The sequence below is a fragment of the uncultured Duncaniella sp. genome, from assembly GCF_910577345.1.
Classification (GTDB): Bacteria; Bacteroidota; Bacteroidia; order Bacteroidales; family Muribaculaceae; genus Duncaniella.
The window spans coordinates 1-17,635 of the sequence record NZ_CAJTMT010000045.1 but is presented as its reverse complement, the minus strand read 5'-3'; the positions used below and the strand labels follow the sequence as shown (position 1 = coordinate 17,635).

Genomic DNA, 17,635 nt, shown 5'->3' with positions numbered 1-17,635 from the left:
GTTTGTTATTTTTATTTAAGCTGGTGATGGAATCATCATTTGGACTTCGCAGCTTACAATTTGCCATCCGGCAAAGTGATGGCAAAACACTTTTGCCTGTTTTTGTTCTTTTGTATCTCTTTTCATCATATATAAACCGGAGTTTCGGATTGTTCTGTTTAATCACAAAGAGCCATAAAAGACAGAAAGCATTCCACTATCGGTGGAATGCTTTCTGTCTTTTTTATTTACGTTTGCCATCCTGTGGCTGAGATTCAGCCGGGGAGGAGCAGACGATTTTGAGGATGGATTAACCGTACTGGATTGTTCCGTCTTCGTTGCGATACTGGTCGAAACTCTTCTCGTACTGGTCCATGGCGCGAAGGCTCATACCCATGCTTGAGAAGCCGCCATCGTGGAAAAGGTTCTGCATGGTCACCTTGCGGGTGAGGTCGCTGAACATCACGATGCAATAGTCGGCACATTCGTCGGCAGTAGCATTGCCGAGGGGCGACATGCGGTTTGCGAAGTCCATGAGTGATGACATTCCCTTTACGCCGCTGCCGGCAGTGGTCTGTGTGGGTGACTGAGAGATGGTGTTGATGCGCACCTGCTTCTCGCGGCCATAGATGTAGCCGAAGCTGCGGGCGATTGATTCGAGGAGCGCTTTGGCATCGGCCATGTCATTGTAGCCGAACATTGTGCGCTGGGCTGCGATGTAGCTGAGAGCGACGATGCTGCCGTGGTCAGCGATTGCGTCGAGTTTCTTGGCAGCCTGAATCATCTTGTGGAACGAGATGGCTGAGATGTCAAGGGTCTTGTTGAGCAGATCGTAGTCAATATCGTCATAGAGGCGTTTCTTGCGCACGTTGGGCGACATTCCGATTGAGTGGAGCACGAAATCGATCTTGCCTCCGAGAATTTCCATTGATTTTTCGAAGACCATTTCGAGGTCGTCGACATTGGTTGCGTCGGCGGGGATGACCTCAGCACCGAGCTTTTCGCCAAGCTTGCTGACATCGCCCATACGGACTGCAACGGGAGTGTTTGACAGAGTGATTGTCGCGCCTTCCTCTACGGCTTTCTCAGCCACTTTCCAGGCGATACTCATGTCATTGAGCGCGCCGAAGATGATGCCGCGCTTTCCTTTCAAAAGATTATATGCCATGTTATAGGTATTATTGTTTCTCGGGTGCAAAGATACGGAGATTTTGCATGAAAATAGGTAAAAACGGCAGATTTTGCCATCTTTTTGTTGGATTATCGGTCATAGTGGCTTAATTTTGTACTGTTTTAAACCCATTTATTCATCGACCATGCCCGTCATACATATAGATTCGCTCGACCATTCCGGCGTGAAGCCCTACAGGGCGCTGACCGAAGCACAACTGCGCAACCGACTTGAACCCGAAAAGGGAATTTTCATTGCCGAAAGTCCAAAAGTGATACGCGTGGCCATCGCAGCCGGATATGAACCGATCTCACTTCTCTGTGAGGAGCGGCATATCACAGGTGATGCCGCTGATATAATAGCCGCATATCCCGACATGCCTGTCTACACTGCAAGCCGTCCGGTCCTCGCGTCGCTGACGGGCTATACCCTCACCCGAGGGGTACTCGCGGCAATGCACCGGAAGCCATTTCAACCATTGGAGGAATTGCTCAGAGATGCCGGAAGAGTGGTTGTGATAGACAGCGTGGTCGACACTACAAATATAGGCGCCATTTTCCGGTCGGCAGCCGCCTTGGGGATAGATGCCGTCGTGCTCACCCGCTCATCATGCGATCCGCTCAACCGACGTGCAGTGAGGGTATCGATGGGTACGATATTCCAAGTTCCGTGGGGTTGGCTCGACGGGGAGGTGAATACCCTTAAGGAATATGGATTCAAGACCGTGGCAATGGCACTGACCGACAAGTCTGTCCCTCTTGACGACCCGAGGCTGAAAGCTGAGCCACGCCTCGCCATTGTCATGGGAACGGAAGGTGACGGTCTCGCCTCAAAAACCATCGAGGAGGCCGACTATACGGTGCGCATCCCGATGGCTCATGGCGTCGACTCGCTCAATGTCGCAGCAGCAGCGGCTGTGGCCTGCTGGGAGCTGAGAAGCAGATAATCTTTATGTTTGTAATATCGTCATCGATAAATTGTAGAAATAAAACGACCACCGCCATCCAGACTTTAAAGTCTGGACGGCGGTGGTCGTTTTAGAGCCGCGAGCGGGGCTCGAACCCGCGACCTTTTCGTTACGAATGAAATGCTCTACCAACTGAGCTATTGCGGCTTGGTTTTGAAATAATCAACCACCCGAATGTCGGGGAATTGGATTTAATCTTTAACGGGTGCAAAGTTAATGATTTTTTCCGATTTGGATGGCTATAAGCTTAAAAAATCATCCACCAAAGTGAAGTTTCCACACATCATGTTGAAAATCATACGTTGAAAACCTAACCATGCATTATTGTCAATAAACAAACTGTATGGAGGCCACACTCTGATTGTCAGGCCTCCATACAATCCGTCATATCAATTGCCGAGTGTCTGCTTGGTGAAGGTGAAGTTGATTTTAGCATTAGCAAAATCAAGTTTACCCATGACAGGCTCTGTGACGTAAGGCGTGATTGAACTTACTGTGGTCGAAGTCGTGGTTCCGTAATAATAACTGTAATAGTTATTGGAGGAGTTCACGAAGAACGACACAAGTGCTGGACAGATGACAAACTCTTCATCCTCGACTGTCACCTCATCGCGCGACATCACATCCATGATATAGTCACGCATGGCCGAGAAAGTATAACTCTTGGATGTGGAATTATAGGCTGCGTAGAACGATGAAATGTCATCATTAATCTGTGTGCCGGAGAAGAATTTCTCTTTATCTTTCTTCTTGACCAGAAGAACGTAGGGCGGAGGCATCAGACCATAATCATTTTCAATCTCCTCGACAGGGATGGTCAGCGAAAGAGTGTTGATGACCGAAAGCGGATTGCTCTGAGCTTTGTAGCGCGCGATGATTTCGCGTGCGGGGAAAGTGAATTCCACGTCATAGCCTGTCGGTCCGACGAGAATGGCCTCGCCTGCGGATGCGCGCTGCTTGAGGCGCTCCGACATCTTGTAAGCAATATTGTTGTTGGTGATAATTTCCGGAGTGACAGCAAGATATGTACCAGTGCCGTAGAGGACGGTGTCGCGCTGAGGATCTGTGTCGGGAATCGGCTGCACCGAGCGGAAATAGACATTAATCATATTGCTCACGATTCGGGTGACACGACCTGAACCGAACGAGTTTGTAATGTAGAGACCCGGGAACCACTTGGCAAATGCCTGCGGAGTAGAAAATGTCGACTCGTTGGTCTTGAATTCATTGTATAGATCGACACCAATCTGACGGGGGAGCATGATGGCAATGTCCTTGTAGATATTGCCGGAATTATCAGCACCGACACCGTCAGCACCGTCAATCAGTCCGGAATATGTGGCTGAGCCAAGAAGTTTGGATGAATCGTAGTAGCCCGAAGGGTTGAAATTGCTGTAGATAGGCGATGTCAACTGGCGTGTGAGCGGATAGACCGACACACCCATCGGCACGATCGAGTCGCCGGCGAAACCGTCCTTGAACATAGTGAGGATAAGCTTCACCGAGTCGATATAATCAGGCTTAATGCCGACCGTATCGACGTAGGCCGACGGCATATACTGGCAGACAATGTCGCTTGAAAGCGAACCGTAGCCCTCGGCATCGATGCGTCCGAGAAGCTGGAGCACCGTACGGGACTGCACGAGATCGTTGTCCACAGCACGGCCGGAGACCGTGAAAGTGGAGTCGATCACGATTTCCACCTCATCCTGGACCAGACTTCCTCCGGCTGTGGATGTGGTCTCATCGCATGAAGCGACAGCCATTGCCGCTACAAGTCCGGCTGAAAGCAGGAATAATTTTTTCATTTAATCCTATATATGTTTTTATGAAACGGATTCAATCTTCTTCCTCACCGAGAAGTGTGCGGTAGAATTCAGTGTATGCCTCGACACGGCCATCCTCATCCTCGAAGGGAAGGAAGGGCTTGCCGGAATTGCGGGCGTATTCGATGAGAGCGGGGTCAACATCGTCAGTCACCTGGATGACAGCATCGGCATAGTCAATAGCCAGACGGTTGAGAGTGGCGAAATCGACAGGCTCCTTGCCGAGTGTGGCAATATCCTCCTCGGTGAAATCATTCATCAGGAGCTTCTCGGCGAAACGCGGGTCAAGTGTGCCGTCAAACTTCTCAGGCTGAAGGGCATAGACAATCTTTGAATCCCGGAAGGTCGGGTCGTCGCCATACTTTTTGCGCAGATAGAGGGGCGCGAGGGCTGAAACCCAGCCGCTGCAGTGAATCACTGCAGGCTGCCAGCGGAGCTTCTTGACGGTCTCGGCGACGCCCATAGTGAAGAACATGATGCGCTCGTCGTTGTCGGCGGCGAGAATGTCGGTCTCCAGACCCTTTTCAGGCAGGGGCTGGAAATAGTCATCATTGTCGATGAAGTAAACCTGCATCCTTGAAGGCAAAAGCGTGGCCACCTTAATGATAAGCGGATGGTCGGTGTCGTCGATGATGAGATTCATGCCGGAAAGACGTATCACTTCGTGAAGCTGGTTGCGACGCTCGTTGATACATCCGTATTTCGGGGTGAATGTCCTCACCTCAAATTCCTTGCCGTGAATCCCCTGTGGGATGTCGCGGCCGAGCACCGACATTGGGGTGTCAGGGAGATAAGGTGATACTTCCTGAGAGATGAAAAGTACTTTTTTTGACTCCATGCAGGGTTAGATAGTCGTTGTTTTAATTGAACCGGTGAAATGAAAGCCTGTAATCGTGATACGGTTGACTTCGAACTCTATGCGCCGATTCTTTGTTATGTGATTTGGATTGCAAAGTTACGAATAAATTTTCATTTTTCCCACCCCAAGCGCAGTTTAGGAGCAACTTTTTCGACCAAAGCCACAATCAAGAGCACAGGCCAGCGGGCATTTAGCGTTTTTTAATTTTGACATCAGCCGAAAAATTACTACCTTTGCACGAATTATCTGCTATAAGTAGAACATGAGACAATTAAAAATCACTAAATCAATCACCAACCGTGAAAGCGCCTCGCTCGACAAGTTCCTTCAGGAGATCGGTCGAGAAGAACTCATCTCCGTCGAGGAGGAGGTGGAGCTCGCCCAGCGCATTCACCAGGGAGATCAAAGAGCTCTCGACAAGCTCGTCCGTGCCAACCTCCGCTTCGTTGTATCGGTTGCAAAGCAGTATCAGAACCAGGGACTCAGCCTCCCCGACCTCATCAACGAAGGCAATCTCGGCTTGATTAAAGCGGCACAGAAGTTTGACGAGACCCGTGGTTTCAAGTTTATCTCCTACGCCGTATGGTGGATTCGCCAGTCAATCCTCCAGGCACTCGCCGAGCAGAGCCGAATCGTGCGTCTTCCGCTCAACCAGGTCGGTTCGCTCAACAAAATCAGCAAGGCCCTCTCGAAGTTCGAGCAGGAAAACGAACGCCGTCCCTCGCCCGAGGAACTTGCCGAAAAGCTCGATGTCCCCGTCGACAAAATCGCCGATACGCTTAAAGTATCGGGCCGCCACATCTCGGTGGATGCACCGTTTGTGGAAGGTGAAGACAACAGCCTCCTCGATGTCCTCACCAACGATGACTCCCCAATGGCCGATGCCACTCTCACCCAGGAATCCCTCTCGAAAGAGGTCGAGCGCGCCCTCAAGCAGCTCCACGACCGCGAACGTGAAATCCTGAAGATGTTCTTCGGAATCGGATGTCAGGAAATGACCCTTGAAGAAATCGGAGCAAAGTTCGACCTCACGCGCGAACGTGTCCGTCAGATCAAGGAAAAAGCCATCCGCAGGCTCAAAGGCCAGAAGAGCCATCTGCTGAAAGCTTATCTCGGACAGTAAAATCCGCCTGCGGCCTCAACTCCGCTCATCGGATTTGTCGGAACAGACAAAACTATCCGTCCAAACTCACACAAGGCCGCGGGAATCAAAAATCTCGCGGCCTTAAACTTTATCAAAAAACATTCATCACACATCCTTAAATCATTATGCTTGCTCTTTCATTATTGCTTTCGCTCACTGTCACGGTCAGCAACCCCATCGATCAGCCCAGAGAGGCAGTACCTGTAACAGTCCCCGTCGGACAAAAAGGCAAAGAAGTCCGCTCAGTCACCATCCAAGGCCATCCCGAAATCGCATGGCAGCTCGACGACCTCAACGACGACGGCCTTGCCGATGAACTCGTGTTTCTCGTAGACCTTAAGCCCAACGCTACCGAAACCTACAAAATCGACCTCTCACCGGATGCTGTCTCAACCTCGTTCACTCCCGGGTCTTACGCCTACATCCGCCTCAACGACAAGAATAAGAAATATCCCAAAATCCAGGCAATAGCCTTCCCCGGGGATGCCGACAACCGCGAGATGTATAGCAGCATCTACGGCCACGGCGCCGTCCTCGAAGGTCTCTACAACGCCATCCGCGTCTATATGGATAACCGTCAGAGCGTCGATCTCTACGCCAAGAACACTCCGCGCCTCGAACTCGCCGAAACAGGGTTCTACACCACCCGCAAGCAGCTTGAAGATGGCTATGGCCGCGACGTGCTCTGGGCAGGAACCTCCGTCGCACTCGGATCATTCCGAGGCTATCAGAACGGCAGCCCGGTGACAATCGACACTGTGACCACCCGCTCGCAAAGAGTCGTGACAACCGGCCCCGTGCGTTCAATCATCGAAGTGTCGGACCGCGGATGGGTGTATAACGGACAGCCTGTCGATATGTGCCAGCGCTACACCGTCTATGACCGTCACCGCGACTATGACGTAGAGATAAAGTTCCACGGCCTCCCCGCCAACTCCACATTCTGCACCGGTGTCCAGAAACTCGCCATTGACAACGAGGGATTCCTGACAGAAAACGGCCTTGCCGGAAGCTGGGGGTCAAACGTGCCCGACAAGGGTATGGCTGACATAACCGACACTGTAGGTCTCGGCATCTGGGTTCCCGCCGCCAACCTGAAATCGGTCAAGGAGGACGATGTCAACTATCTCACCATCCTCCGCCCCGACAAGAACGGCGAAATCCGCTATAGCTTCACCTCCGGTGCCCTTCGCGACTCAGCCTCACCCCACTCCGCCGCCGACTGGTTCAAGCACCTCCGCGAATGGGAAGTCCTGAAAAAGAATCCTGTCAAGGTTAAGGTTAAGTAAAAAATATTCGGAACTGCATCACAATGAACTGCACCCCAAAAGTTAGACAAAAAACTTTTGGGGTGCAGTTCATTGTGATGCAGTTTCTTTATTTATCCATGTTTGAAGATTCCTTTGGCGGCCGGTTTACTTCTCTCCACCGAAGCGGTAGGCCGGGACGTGCATGTAGTAGACATTTTCGCCCCACTCGTCATACTCGGTGTTGTGACCGACAACACGGATTTCGTATGGACGTCCTTGATGGTCGGCAATATCTTTGGGGAGTTCGGTCTGAAGCAAGTAGCAGTCATCATTGAGAGCGTTTCCGTTGGCGTTGGGGAATGAAAGATGCTGAACCGACATGAGTTTCAGTGGAGTACCATCAGCGTAAACTTCAAACTGCATGTATTGCGGATCGACTGTGACTTTCCACTCTTTTTCTGCCGCGCTCTTGTCGAGGTAGTTGCTGAAGGCAAGCACCTTTGTGACGCTCATCGGACGTGTGTATATGAGTAGCTCCGGTCGTCCGCCATATTCCATGAAAGCGGTCGTGCCGTAAAGTTCGAGTTTGTCATAACGGATGTCGAGGGTCAGATCGCGGTGAGCCGGAACATTCCATGCCCAGAATTCGAGTTTCATGTCTTCCGGCGCCACCTGATTCATGCGTGGGTATTCTTTTATGCGCATGGCAAAAATACCGGCATAGTCACCTTCGGCAACATTCTCAATCGCATAGCTGCCGTCGGGTCCTGAGAGGGTTTCATAGGCAGTGGTGAAGTTCGGATTGTAGAGGCAGATGGTGCATGAGTCCACCGGATTTCCATTATAGTCGGTGACACGTCCTGAAATGGTGACAGTATCGGTGGCATGAGACACAAAAGTCAAAAATGCTAAGGTCAAGGATAAGATTGTACGCATGATGATTGTTTTTGTCGCAAAGATAAGGACATTTCAACTAATTTAAAGTAATTTTCACGACAAACTTTAGCTCTGATGTGGATGTTATAATTCAAACGTTTCACATCAATTTACGGACGTTTCACATCAATTTACGGACCAACATAAAAACACAGCACTCCATGAGCCAAAAGACAGTTAATCCGTCGCCTGCCGAAGTCACGCCGTCGGGCAGGACGAAAATGAAATCCACAGCCAAGGGTACGATTACCATGATGGCTATGGCAATCCTGATAGTCACCTCCATTCTCAGCCTGCGCGGACTGCCATCGGAAGCGAAATTCGGCGTACAGTCAATTTTCTACTATATCTTTGCAGCCGTAGTCTTCCTTCTCCCCTTCTCGCTGGTCTGTGCCGAACTGGCCTCGACCTATACCAAAGCGGGAGGTCTCTACCGCTGGGTGTCGGAAGCATTCGGACCGCGATGGGGCTGGACCGCAATGTTTCTCGAATGGATGACAATTATAATATGGTTCCCGACAGTGCTGATGTTCGGTGCCGTATCCCTTGCCTATATTTTCTGGCCGGAAAGTTTTGACCAGCAACTCGCATCCAACAAAATTTACACTCTCGTCATCGCCTTCCTGCTCTATTGGGGCGCAACGTTCAATGCCTTCCGTGGAACAAAATCGGCCAACAAGCTGAGTACCTACGGCGGATTGTTCGGCACCATCATCCCGGTCATCATCCTCGTCATCTTAGGCATCGTCTATGTCTGCCTTGGCAAAACCATCAGCCTCGACCACAAACCGTTTTTCCCTGATTTCAGCCACCTCAACACCATCGTCCTCGCCGCTTCAATCTTCCTCTTCTACGGAGGCATGGAGATGCAGGCTGTGCATATCAACGACATGAAGAATCCTGCCCGTGACTATCCGCGCGCAGTATTCCTCGCAATCCTCGTGATTGTCGCAGCCTATTCAATCGGTACACTCGTCATCGGCGAGGTAATCCCGTCGGACAATATCGACATCCTTCAGTCGCTCCTCGTTGCCTACGATGACCTCTGGGCAAGCATGGGTCTCGGTTGGCTCGGTAATGTGATGGCAGTGTTCATCATGTTCGGTGTGCTTGGTCAGGTCAGTGCGCTCGTCAACGGCCCGTCAGTCGGTGTCATGGCGGTTGCCCAGTCAGGCTACCTCCCCCGCGGTCTCCAGACGGTCAATAAAAACGGTGTCAACAAGAACATTCTCTACATCGCCGGAGCCGTCGTCTCGCTCCTCAGCCTCGTCATCATCGTGCTTCCGACTGTTGAATCCGCCTATCAAATCATGTCGCAGCTTGCAACCATCATATATCTTATAATGGTATTGATGATTTACGGAGCCTTCATCCGCCTGCGTCGTACGGAGCCTAACAAGAAACGTGGATTCGTCGTCCCCGGAGGAAAACTCGGAGAGATTATCGTCTGTGCAATCGGTATCCTCGGCGCTCTTGCAGCTCTCTTGCTCAGTTTCATCCCGCCGTCGCAGATTGCAACCGGAAGCCCCGCGGTCTATATCGGAATACTTCTCGTCGGTACTGCTATTTTCGTCGGTCTGCCACTGCTCGTCTATGCTTGCCGAAAACCATCGTGGCGCAACCCGAATGCCCATTTCGACCCGTTTGACTGGCAGATTGAAGGCCGTGAGCCTTGGCAGGTATCGAAATGGCCTGCCGGACACGAACCTGCTGACGACGATGTCGAAGCCGCCCAAGCCAAAGCCATCGCAAGCCACGGACAGGGAAAGCGATAAAGCCGATTATAACATACTATTTTCTATAAAACCAATGTTTGGCCGCATTACCCGATTGAGAGTGATGCGGCCAAACATTGCAACGTCACCTTTTATTAATTGAAATGCCCGAAATATCCTTTTGCAAGACATCTCTGACCCACATTTGACATTTACGCATGATGGTTTGAAGATTTTCACTTGTAAAAATCAATTATAATGATTAACTTTGCACCGCAGAAACCGAAGTTCGGTCACAATCGCCGGAAATTCAGGCTGTAGCCCGACGTTTCCGATTGACAAAGCCACTTAAAACCTCTGTTTCTCAACATAAGGTCGGTCCGGTAGCTCAGCTGGATAGAGCATCTGCCTTCTAAGCAGACGGTCATGCGTTCGAGTCGCATCCGGATCACTGACATTCCGATCCATTAGCTCAGTTGGTTTAGAGCGCCTCCTTGACAGGGAGGAGGTCACTGGTTCGAATCCAGTATGGATCACAACCTGAGAAGGCGAGAAAATCTTTTTCTCGCCTTATTTTTTATATTAAAATCTCTCTAATATGACACAGATATCCAAAACCGAAAGCAAACGTAAGACCGGCCTTGATGAAGCTCTCGAAGATGTTGCTGCCGGACGAGTAACGACATATAATTCCGTGGACGAAATGTTTGAAAAACTTGGTATTGAATTATGAAATACATAATCCGAAATACCAAAAGATTTGACAAAGACCTTAAGCGATGTGCTAAAAGAGGGACACTAAACTTATTCTACTGATGCTCCGTACCGGTTCGCATTCTGATTTATTTTAGAGGCTCCTATTTTTGTGCTAAGCTTTGTTAACTAACTCATTTATTTTAAACAACTTAAATTGATTTTAACGAAGTATTGAAGAATGACACCTATCAATATCCTCGACATCAAGAACCGGCAGCAATTCCGGCAGTGGCTGATTGAGAATCATGCCACAGAGCGGGAATGTTGGGTGGTGGCTAAGCGTGGAAAGACTGCGCCTGACGATGCCCTCTGGTATCTCGATGCGGTCGAGGAGGCTCTGTGTTTCGGTTGGATTGACTCCACGCTGAAAAGCGTCAACGGCGAACCGTTGCAGCGGTTCGGCCCGAGAACCAAATCCGGCAAATGGACTGAACTCAACAAGGAGCGGTGCAGAAGATTGGAGAAATTAGGACTGATGACCGAAAGCGGGCGCAAGGCTTGCCCTGACCTTTCAGTTGAATTTGAAATCATGCCGGAGATAGTCAAGGCTTTCAGACAAACACCCTCGGCATGGGAGAATTTTCAAACCACGCCCCCACTCTATCAGCGCGTGAGGATAGACAACATCCACAGGGTAAAATCAAAACCTGAGCTATTCAACAGCCGTCTTTCCAAACTGATTGAGGCAAGCGCCAAGGGCGAAATGATCGGCGACTGGCACGACTGTGGCCGTCTGCTCAACTATTGAGAGAGAATCACCGTTCTTCATATCATATACTCTATAAAAAAATGCCCCGACTTGCCATCCGCCTGAAGAATATGCTGTCAAACCTACCTCTGATGAAGTGACAATCCCGGAACGAATGACACGTCCCGACTATGTTTTGATATAATCAAATGGGCAAAAATCTGAATGAAATGACATTGGAAGAATTATGGGAACTATTTCCTATAGTTCTCGTCGGGCATAATCCATCTTGGAAAGAATGGGCCGACTCTGAAACCGCATCTCTTTCCGTATTGCTTGCCCGTTTCTCACCGACATGCAGCCATATCGGAAGCACGGCAATTCCTGCCATAAAAGCCAAGCCAATCATTGACATTCTCGTTGAAGTCCCGACCACTGTCAATTGGGATAATATCCGGACCACGCTTGAAAACAATGGCTACATCTGCATGTCGGCAGGGGAGCGAAAAATGAGTTTCAACAAAGGCTACACTCCGGCTGGCTATGCTGAAAAGGTATTTCATATCCATATCCGAAATACCGGTGACAATGACGAGGTATATTTCAGGGACTACCTCAACTCGCATCCCGATACTGCAAAAGAATATGAAAATTTGAAATTGAGCCTGCTGCCCGCCTACACCCACAACCGTGATGGATATACTGAAGCAAAAACAGAATTTGTAAAGAAAATCACCGAGAAAGCCAGGGGAAATCAATCAATACTTGGTCTGAAACCAGACATTGAGCCCATCTCCTAAGTTCTTAGTTTTCACAAGAAAAAAGGTATAATAATCATCCTGCATCATAACGACCACCTTTCGCTCAACCACTGATTGACAAATTTTTTTTAATCGTTTTCAAATTCTGCTCTCCCCATTCCGATAGTTGATTTAGTATTGGAGTCAGGGATTTACCTAATTCAGTCAATTTATATTCAGTGCGAGGAGGTACTTCCGCATAAAGTATGCGTTTGACAAGTCCGACGGATTCAAGCGTCTTCAAATGACCGGAAAGGACTTTTGGAGATATATCCGGGATTGCACGAGACAATTCATTAAACCGCATGACCCCGAACTCGTCAAGAATGACGAGAAGAAGCATTGACCACTTGTTGGCGAAGTGAGCTATCACGTTGCGCATGGGGCAAGTTGTCACACATGAATATTTTTCTGAAAATTTTTCTGTCTCCATCTGATTGATACTGACTAAAAGTGAGTTTGAAGTAAGTGGCTACCTTCAAAGTAACCTCTTGCGAAGCAATGCTTTAATTCATAATTTTGTTTTGTCTTAAAGGTAGCAGCTATCCTTTGCAAAATTAACAAAAACATAATGAATCCTAAAATCATGAATAAAATAAGCATTAAGATTCCGGCATCGGCTAAGCCTGAAGGAATGGCTACATTCGTTATTCTCGGAACCGGCTTTGACGAGATTGAAGCTATCGCACCTATCGATGTGATGCGTCGTGCAGGTATGGAAGTTTACACCGTATCAATGACTGACAACCGCCTTGTAAAAGGCGCAACCGGTAATAATATCATTACCGACATGACGGTTTCCGAACTTAATCCTTCACACATTGACTGGCTCGTATTTCCGGGAGCAGACAAAAGTGAAGCTGCCGTAAATCTCAACAGTGAACTCCGGAATATAGTAAAGAAACATTGGGAGGATGGTGGCAAAATTGCGGCTATCTGTGCAGCTCCAGCTCTTGTCCTTGGCCCACTCGGAATTCTCTCCGGAATTCCAGCTACCGGTTATCCTTTCCTGAAAGATGAATTTCAAAATAATGGAGGCGTATATTCCGAAGATGATGTAGTGGTGACAGACCGGTTGATAACATCCAAAGGCCCCGGTACAACTCTCGAATTTGCTCTTGCCATTGTCAGAAAAGTAAAAGGCGAAGAAATAGAAAAAGCACTACGAAGCGGTATGGTAATAGGCTCATAGAAACGACAACGGTTTCAACCTTCATCTAAAAAATAATAGGCTGACAGAACATTCATGATTGAACTATCAGCCTATTCTAACATTTTATACAACTTTTATTCAAAAAAATATCCTCTATTCCATATAACTGTCAGAATTTATGGCATATATCGTATCTGCTATTTCTAACAGCGATTTCCACACATCTCCGTGAGTGAACTAACCTATGCTCATTTGAAAATCGTGCGGAGGGTTTCAATAGTGATGGGGACTTCGATGGTTGAACCGGAGGGTACGCCCGTGTAGTGATAGACAAGGCCACGGCCTGTGGCGATGACGGCTTCCATCTCCGTCTTCATTGTCGGATCATTGGCACTAAGCCGGAGACCATCGACGAGACTGTTGTAGAGAGCTTCCTTGGAAACGGCGGGGTCATTTATCGGCAAACCGAGACCTTTCTCATCAATCGAGAACTGATGAATCATATTGTCGGGCTGCAGTTCCACACCAATTTGAGTAGTATAATCATCAATTTGCGTGGGGAAAATCAGTTTTGAAATCTCACAGCGGGTCTCAAGCACGGCATTGGCACGCTCAACGGGGCTGAGTTTTTCAACCGAACCGTTGAGAATATCATCTGGAGTGAGCAGCAGCGTGTGTTGCTTGCCGGAAGGAAACGAATAGACGTAAGCCACGTTCAACCCGGCTTCGGCAAGCTGTGTCAGTCCCGATTTCTCCGATTCAAGGGGAGAAATATTGAGCAGCAACGATTTCCGCATCAGATCCTTGTGGTCGATGAAGACGTTTTCGTTCAGAAACAGCTCATTGGGTTGCAGCGTGTAGCGGACTGTCCCGGATGTCTCGTCAATATCCACATCCGTCACCGTTCCGGCGATTCCCATGTCGATGGGGCATTGAGTTTTCACGGCAGCAACCTCCTCACGGATCTGCTGAAGATTCTGCTTCTTTGAACTGTTGCCACAGGAGCTCACAAGCGTCTGCATCGCCATGAGTGTGACAAACATAAACACGAGACGTAACGATTTGGTAGAAATTTTCATTGCTGTCAGATTATTTTAAGTTTTACCACCGGCCTCAATCGAAATGTATATACAACACCTATTATATACACCATTATTACACCATGAGCCGGAGCGATTCAAAAGTACATAAAAAACATGGGCCACACAAGAGCCTGAGAGCACGATTTTTACAAAATTTGAAAATTTTTGGCTAAAAAATTTGGCAGATTCTCAAAAGGTCCATACCTTTGTGGTGTGTTAGTTATGTACAACACCTCAACACATCGAATAAAATTCATCATTATAAACCGCAAACTCACCTTGGAAGCAATGAAAAAGATTCTCCTTTCAATCATCGTCAGTGCAGTCAGCACCCTCGCTTGCAACGCCCAGCTCCTCTGGGAAATCTCAGGCAACGGTCTGGACAAACCCTCCTACCTCTTCGGCACACACCACATTGCACCCATCTCTGTGCTCGACAGCGTCCCCGACTTCAACAAGGCGCTTGCTTCGGCCGACAAAGTCTATGGTGAGATGGTGATGAGCACCGCCCAGTCGCCCCAGTCACAGCAAGTGATGCTCAGCTATGCAGCCGCTCCTCAGGACAGCACACTGACCACCGTCCTCTCATCCGCGCAGATCGACTCGCTCGACAAGGTGTTGAAAAAATATATGGGCCCGATGGCATCAGCCGCGCAATTCGCGCCGCTGAAACCCGCGATGGTCAACACCGTCCTCGCACTCGTCCAGAGCCAGGCTGCCTTCCCCAACTTCAACCCGGCGCAGCAGCTCGACGGTGAAATCCAGAAACGCGGAGCCGAGGCAGGAAAGGAAATCGGCGGTTTCGAGACCATCGAGGACCAGTGTAAGGCCATGTTCGGCACATCTATCATGACCCAGGCCAACGAACTGATGGAAATGGTGAGAAACGACGACAAAGCTTCCGGAACCGCCATCCGTCTTGCCAAAGCCTATCTCTCGGGCGACCTCAACTCGATGCTCGCCATCATGGAGGATCCCGAACTCGGAGGCGACGAAGAGTGGAGCGACCGTATGCTCAACAAACGCAATGCCAACTGGGTCCGCATAATGGCCGGACTTCTCCCGACAGCCTCTGTGCTCATCGCAGTCGGTGCCGGACACCTTCCCGGCGACAAGGGCCTTATCAGTCTTCTCCGAAAGGGAGGCTACACTGTAAAACCGGTTGAATAATCTCTGAACATGATTGAACTCAATAACCTCACATACGCCTATCGCCGTGGCTTCGTCGCAATTGACGATGTCACGGCATCGGTGTCACCGGGCATACACCTCCTGCTCGGTGAAAACGGTGCAGGAAAGACCACGCTTCTGCGTCTGATGGCCGGACTCCTCTTTCCCTCGTCGGGTGAATGTCTGATTGACGGCTCTCCGGTCTCCTCACGCGAACCGTCGGTCATGAAAACGGTGTTCATGCTTCCCGACACCACTGAGCTTCCGACAAAGACAATACGCGGGTTTGCAGAAATCCACAGCCGCTTCTACCCCACCTTCTCACAGGAAAATTTCGAAGAAAACCTGCGCGAATTCAATCTCGACGGCAACGAGAACTACAATCAGCTCTCGCTCGGACTGCGCCACAAGACCCTGCTTGCCTACGTCGTCGCCCTCGGCGTAGACCTCCTGCTCCTCGACGAACCGGCCAACGGTCTCGACATCACTTCGAAAAAGGCGCTGCGCCACATCCTCGCCCGCTGCACCGGCCCCGAACAGACGGTCATAATCTCGACCCACACTGTTTCAGACCTGCGCGAACTCTACGACGGTGTGCTCGTGCTTTCCAAAGGCAAACTCCTCCTTGCTCGCCCGACATGGGAGATTTCCGAAAGAATCTCATGTGTGGCAAGCCCGATTCCACCCTTCGACCATATCTTCATGGAACAGGGAGCGGGACTTTTCCACAGCATCATTGAAAATGAAACCGGTGAGCCGACCGACCTCAACTATGCTCTCCTCTACTCTGCGCTAATGTCGAAGTCGCGCGACCGCCTGCTTGAAATCATCAACAGCAAACCATCCCGCAACCAAGAGCTTGAATAATGGATACAATAGCCACCCTTTCAGATAAATTTTCATGGCGGCGCATGATGAGCATCGGTCTGATCTTCAAAGGCCCGGTCAGACTCTACCTCCTCCTTACAGCCATCATCACCTTTGCCTGCTATGCGTTCGTCCAACTGTGCATCTACCTCGGAGGAAATGAAATTAGTGTCTACACCCTCATGAGCCTCATCGTCGGAGTGATGCTCTATCTCGGCCCGCTGACATTTGCAAAGCGTGATGCAACCATGATGACTCTTCTTCCTGCAAAGGCCGTCGAGAAATGGCTCTTCTATATGTTGTTCAGCCTCGTCGCAGTCCCGGCCGTCGTGCAGGGAGTGTGGTATGGCAGCGACTACATTTATGCCCATCTCACATCCGGCGAACCACTGAACGAAATGATTCTTTCCCGCTACAACCTGAAGGAAGCCATGCTCGGACTGGACAACCGTTTCTTCATCGTATGCATAAGCATTGTCCAGACCTCAGCCTTGATCATATCTGTTCTCTACACAGTGTTACGTTCGACACGCCACCGTGTCATCAAAGGCCTTCTCACCCTCGCGGCCGTCCTGTTTGCGACCGGACTCCTATCAGCCCTCGCAGGCTTCGTCGTCGCCATCAATGAACTGGCCGACAAACCTGATGTCACCCCCGATCAGGCAGTAAACCTCATCAATAACATGTATCCCATCTTTGGTTTTGTCTACGGACTGCTGGCCGTCTATTCCATCGTGATGGGATGGCTCTGTTACCGCCAGATTGCAAAAGGCGAGGTCAAGGCATAAAACAACACCTTCTAAATGGATTTCACTCCAAATAAACCGATATACCGTCAGATAATCGACTACAGCTTCGGGCAGATACTGACAGGAGCCTGGGCGGCCGGAGAGCGCATACCCTCCGTCCGCGAGCTCTCCGTATTCCTGTCGGTCAACAGCCACACCGTCCTCAAAGCCTACGAATATCTCCAGAATGAAGGCATCATCGTTCCAAAACGCGGCATGGGCTTCTATCTGACCACCGACGCGCTCGACCACGTCAACCAGGCGCGCCGTCAGGAATTTTTCGACACCACCCTCCGCGACCTCTTCAACGAAATGAAACTCCTCGACATATCCATCGACGAAGTCATCCAACAATTCAACAAGCAAAAGCAATCCCCTCTCTAATAGAGCTCTGTATAGACTACATAAAAAACTCCGGCCGGGAGCGTGGGTTAAGCGCTTCCGGCCGGAGAATGTTTTATGTAGGTGCGTCAATCAAATCCTT

The 17,635-nt window shown here is 49.7% G+C and carries 19 protein-coding genes and 3 tRNA genes; 15 read left to right on the top strand and 7 right to left on the bottom strand.

Annotated features, from left to right (window positions below; genetic code table 11):
- Positions 1 to 251, top strand: a 251-nt coding sequence (locus QZ310_RS13010) for a hypothetical protein (RefSeq protein WP_297073558.1), incomplete at its 5' end; no start/stop codon positions are given.
- 38 nt (positions 252 to 289) lie between these two features.
- Here QZ310_RS13010 and QZ310_RS13005 read toward each other — a convergent pair.
- Positions 290 to 1,147 (bottom strand): enoyl-ACP reductase, encoded by an 858-nt coding sequence (locus tag QZ310_RS13005; protein WP_297073556.1) that lies wholly within the window; start codon positions 1,145 to 1,147, stop codon positions 290 to 292.
- A 148-nt stretch (positions 1,148 to 1,295) separates the two neighbouring features.
- On the opposite strand from QZ310_RS13005, the gene QZ310_RS13000 reads away from it, so the two are divergent.
- Positions 1,296 to 2,096 carry an RNA methyltransferase gene (locus tag QZ310_RS13000; RefSeq protein ID WP_297073554.1) on the top strand — a complete coding sequence of 267 codons (801 nt, stop codon included), beginning with the start codon at positions 1,296 to 1,298 and terminating at the stop codon, positions 2,094 to 2,096.
- 95 nt (positions 2,097 to 2,191) lie between these two features.
- Here QZ310_RS13000 and QZ310_RS12995 read toward each other — a convergent pair.
- The 3 genes from QZ310_RS12995 to QZ310_RS12985 all read right to left on the bottom strand — a co-directional run bounded on the left by QZ310_RS12995 (position 2,192) and on the right by QZ310_RS12985 (position 4,781).
- Positions 2,192 to 2,264, bottom strand: a tRNA-Thr gene (locus QZ310_RS12995).
- A gap of 242 nt (positions 2,265 to 2,506) precedes the next feature.
- The gene (locus QZ310_RS12990) at positions 2,507 to 3,925 is read right to left on the bottom strand and encodes a DUF4270 family protein (RefSeq protein ID WP_297073552.1); all 1,419 of its coding nucleotides are present in this window, start codon (positions 3,923 to 3,925) and stop codon (positions 2,507 to 2,509) included.
- Between the two features lie 31 nt (positions 3,926 to 3,956).
- Positions 3,957 to 4,781, bottom strand: coding sequence for a glycogen/starch synthase (locus tag QZ310_RS12985; RefSeq protein ID WP_297073550.1), 825 nt, complete (start codon positions 4,779 to 4,781; stop codon positions 3,957 to 3,959).
- Positions 4,782 to 5,064: 283 nt separating this feature from the next.
- Between QZ310_RS12985 and QZ310_RS12980 the strand changes: the two genes are divergently transcribed.
- Both QZ310_RS12980 and QZ310_RS12975 read left to right on the top strand, forming a co-directional pair.
- The gene (locus QZ310_RS12980) at positions 5,065 to 5,925 is read left to right on the top strand and encodes an RNA polymerase sigma factor RpoD/SigA (RefSeq protein ID WP_107032887.1); all 861 of its coding nucleotides are present in this window, start codon (positions 5,065 to 5,067) and stop codon (positions 5,923 to 5,925) included.
- Between the two features lie 146 nt (positions 5,926 to 6,071).
- Positions 6,072 to 7,235, top strand: coding sequence for a DUF4861 family protein (locus tag QZ310_RS12975; RefSeq protein WP_297073546.1), 1,164 nt, complete (start codon positions 6,072 to 6,074; stop codon positions 7,233 to 7,235).
- A 126-nt stretch (positions 7,236 to 7,361) separates the two neighbouring features.
- Here QZ310_RS12975 and QZ310_RS12970 read toward each other — a convergent pair whose 3' ends face one another.
- Positions 7,362 to 8,090, bottom strand: coding sequence for a carboxypeptidase-like regulatory domain-containing protein (locus tag QZ310_RS12970; protein ID WP_297073560.1), 729 nt, complete (start codon positions 8,088 to 8,090; stop codon positions 7,362 to 7,364).
- 203 nt (positions 8,091 to 8,293) lie between these two features.
- On the opposite strand from QZ310_RS12970, the gene gadC reads away from it, so the two are divergent.
- From gadC to QZ310_RS12940, 6 genes are all read left to right on the top strand, one after another.
- On the top strand, positions 8,294 to 9,907 hold the full coding sequence (gene gadC, locus QZ310_RS12965) for a putative glutamine/gamma-aminobutyrate antiporter GadC (protein WP_297073544.1): 1,614 nt from the start codon (positions 8,294 to 8,296) through the stop codon (positions 9,905 to 9,907).
- 317 nt (positions 9,908 to 10,224) lie between these two features.
- Positions 10,225 to 10,298, top strand: a tRNA-Arg gene (locus QZ310_RS12960).
- A gap of 10 nt (positions 10,299 to 10,308) precedes the next feature.
- Positions 10,309 to 10,383: transfer RNA gene (locus QZ310_RS12955), tRNA-Val, on the top strand.
- Between the two features lie 62 nt (positions 10,384 to 10,445).
- A complete protein-coding gene (locus QZ310_RS12950) occupies positions 10,446 to 10,580 on the top strand; it encodes a hypothetical protein (protein WP_297073542.1) in 135 nt (44 codons plus the stop codon).
- A 201-nt stretch (positions 10,581 to 10,781) separates the two neighbouring features.
- Positions 10,782 to 11,351, top strand: coding sequence for a YdeI family protein (locus tag QZ310_RS12945; RefSeq protein WP_297073540.1), 570 nt, complete (start codon positions 10,782 to 10,784; stop codon positions 11,349 to 11,351).
- 170 nt (positions 11,352 to 11,521) lie between these two features.
- Positions 11,522 to 12,091 carry a GrpB family protein gene (locus QZ310_RS12940; protein WP_297073538.1) on the top strand — a complete coding sequence of 190 codons (570 nt, stop codon included), beginning with the start codon at positions 11,522 to 11,524 and terminating at the stop codon, positions 12,089 to 12,091.
- A 64-nt stretch (positions 12,092 to 12,155) separates the two neighbouring features.
- On the opposite strand, the gene QZ310_RS12935 is transcribed toward QZ310_RS12940, so the two are convergent.
- Positions 12,156 to 12,524, bottom strand: coding sequence for a helix-turn-helix domain-containing protein (locus QZ310_RS12935; RefSeq protein ID WP_297073536.1), 369 nt, complete (start codon positions 12,522 to 12,524; stop codon positions 12,156 to 12,158).
- Positions 12,525 to 12,677: 153 nt separating this feature from the next.
- Here QZ310_RS12935 and QZ310_RS12930 point away from each other — a divergent pair, with 153 nt between their 5' ends.
- On the top strand, positions 12,678 to 13,283 hold the full coding sequence (locus QZ310_RS12930; protein WP_297073534.1) for a DJ-1 family glyoxalase III: 606 nt from the start codon (positions 12,678 to 12,680) through the stop codon (positions 13,281 to 13,283).
- Positions 13,284 to 13,492: 209 nt separating this feature from the next.
- Here QZ310_RS12930 and QZ310_RS12925 read toward each other — a convergent pair whose 3' ends face one another.
- Complete coding sequence (locus QZ310_RS12925; RefSeq protein ID WP_297073532.1) at positions 13,493 to 14,323, bottom strand: hypothetical protein; 831 nt, start codon at positions 14,321 to 14,323, stop codon at positions 13,493 to 13,495.
- A 291-nt stretch (positions 14,324 to 14,614) separates the two neighbouring features.
- Between QZ310_RS12925 and QZ310_RS12920 the strand changes: the two genes are divergently transcribed.
- Genes QZ310_RS12920 through QZ310_RS12905 form a run of 4 tightly spaced genes read left to right on the top strand, consistent with a single transcriptional unit; the run spans position 14,615 to position 17,535 of the window.
- The gene (locus QZ310_RS12920; RefSeq protein WP_297073530.1) at positions 14,615 to 15,496 is read left to right on the top strand and encodes a TraB/GumN family protein; all 882 of its coding nucleotides are present in this window, start codon (positions 14,615 to 14,617) and stop codon (positions 15,494 to 15,496) included.
- Between the two features lie 9 nt (positions 15,497 to 15,505).
- A complete protein-coding gene (locus QZ310_RS12915; RefSeq protein ID WP_297073528.1) occupies positions 15,506 to 16,363 on the top strand; it encodes an ATP-binding cassette domain-containing protein in 858 nt (285 codons plus the stop codon).
- Positions 16,363 to 17,151 (top strand): hypothetical protein, encoded by a 789-nt coding sequence (locus QZ310_RS12910; protein ID WP_297073526.1) that lies wholly within the window; start codon positions 16,363 to 16,365, stop codon positions 17,149 to 17,151. The genes QZ310_RS12915 and QZ310_RS12910 overlap by 1 nt, the downstream gene beginning before the upstream one ends.
- A gap of 15 nt (positions 17,152 to 17,166) precedes the next feature.
- Positions 17,167 to 17,535 (top strand): GntR family transcriptional regulator, encoded by a 369-nt coding sequence (locus tag QZ310_RS12905; RefSeq protein ID WP_297073524.1) that lies wholly within the window; start codon positions 17,167 to 17,169, stop codon positions 17,533 to 17,535.
- The last annotated feature ends 100 nt before the right edge of the window (positions 17,536 to 17,635 follow it).

Excerpts from the sequence above, each read along its gene's own strand:
- QZ310_RS13005 (WP_297073556.1), bottom strand. The coding sequence starts at position 1,147 with ATGGCATATAATCTTTTGAAAGGAAAGCGCGGCATCATCTTCGGCGCG.
- QZ310_RS13000 (WP_297073554.1), top strand. The coding sequence starts at position 1,296 with ATGCCCGTCATACATATAGATTCGCTCGACCATTCCGGCGTGAAGCCC.
- QZ310_RS12990 (WP_297073552.1), bottom strand. The coding sequence starts at position 3,925 with ATGAAAAAATTATTCCTGCTTTCAGCCGGACTTGTAGCGGCAATGGCT.
- QZ310_RS12985 (WP_297073550.1), bottom strand. The coding sequence starts at position 4,781 with ATGGAGTCAAAAAAAGTACTTTTCATCTCTCAGGAAGTATCACCTTAT.
- QZ310_RS12980 (WP_107032887.1), top strand. The coding sequence starts at position 5,065 with ATGAGACAATTAAAAATCACTAAATCAATCACCAACCGTGAAAGCGCC.
- QZ310_RS12975 (WP_297073546.1), top strand. The coding sequence starts at position 6,072 with ATGCTTGCTCTTTCATTATTGCTTTCGCTCACTGTCACGGTCAGCAAC.
- gadC (WP_297073544.1), top strand. The coding sequence starts at position 8,294 with ATGAGCCAAAAGACAGTTAATCCGTCGCCTGCCGAAGTCACGCCGTCG.
- QZ310_RS12950 (WP_297073542.1), top strand. The coding sequence starts at position 10,446 with ATGACACAGATATCCAAAACCGAAAGCAAACGTAAGACCGGCCTTGAT.
- QZ310_RS12945 (WP_297073540.1), top strand. The coding sequence starts at position 10,782 with ATGACACCTATCAATATCCTCGACATCAAGAACCGGCAGCAATTCCGG.
- QZ310_RS12940 (WP_297073538.1), top strand. The coding sequence starts at position 11,522 with ATGACATTGGAAGAATTATGGGAACTATTTCCTATAGTTCTCGTCGGG.
- QZ310_RS12935 (WP_297073536.1), bottom strand. The coding sequence starts at position 12,524 with ATGGAGACAGAAAAATTTTCAGAAAAATATTCATGTGTGACAACTTGC.
- QZ310_RS12930 (WP_297073534.1), top strand. The coding sequence starts at position 12,678 with ATGAATAAAATAAGCATTAAGATTCCGGCATCGGCTAAGCCTGAAGGA.
- QZ310_RS12925 (WP_297073532.1), bottom strand. The coding sequence starts at position 14,323 with ATGAAAATTTCTACCAAATCGTTACGTCTCGTGTTTATGTTTGTCACA.
- QZ310_RS12920 (WP_297073530.1), top strand. The coding sequence starts at position 14,615 with ATGAAAAAGATTCTCCTTTCAATCATCGTCAGTGCAGTCAGCACCCTC.
- QZ310_RS12915 (WP_297073528.1), top strand. The coding sequence starts at position 15,506 with ATGATTGAACTCAATAACCTCACATACGCCTATCGCCGTGGCTTCGTC.
- QZ310_RS12910 (WP_297073526.1), top strand. The coding sequence starts at position 16,363 with ATGGATACAATAGCCACCCTTTCAGATAAATTTTCATGGCGGCGCATG.
- QZ310_RS12905 (WP_297073524.1), top strand. The coding sequence starts at position 17,167 with ATGGATTTCACTCCAAATAAACCGATATACCGTCAGATAATCGACTAC.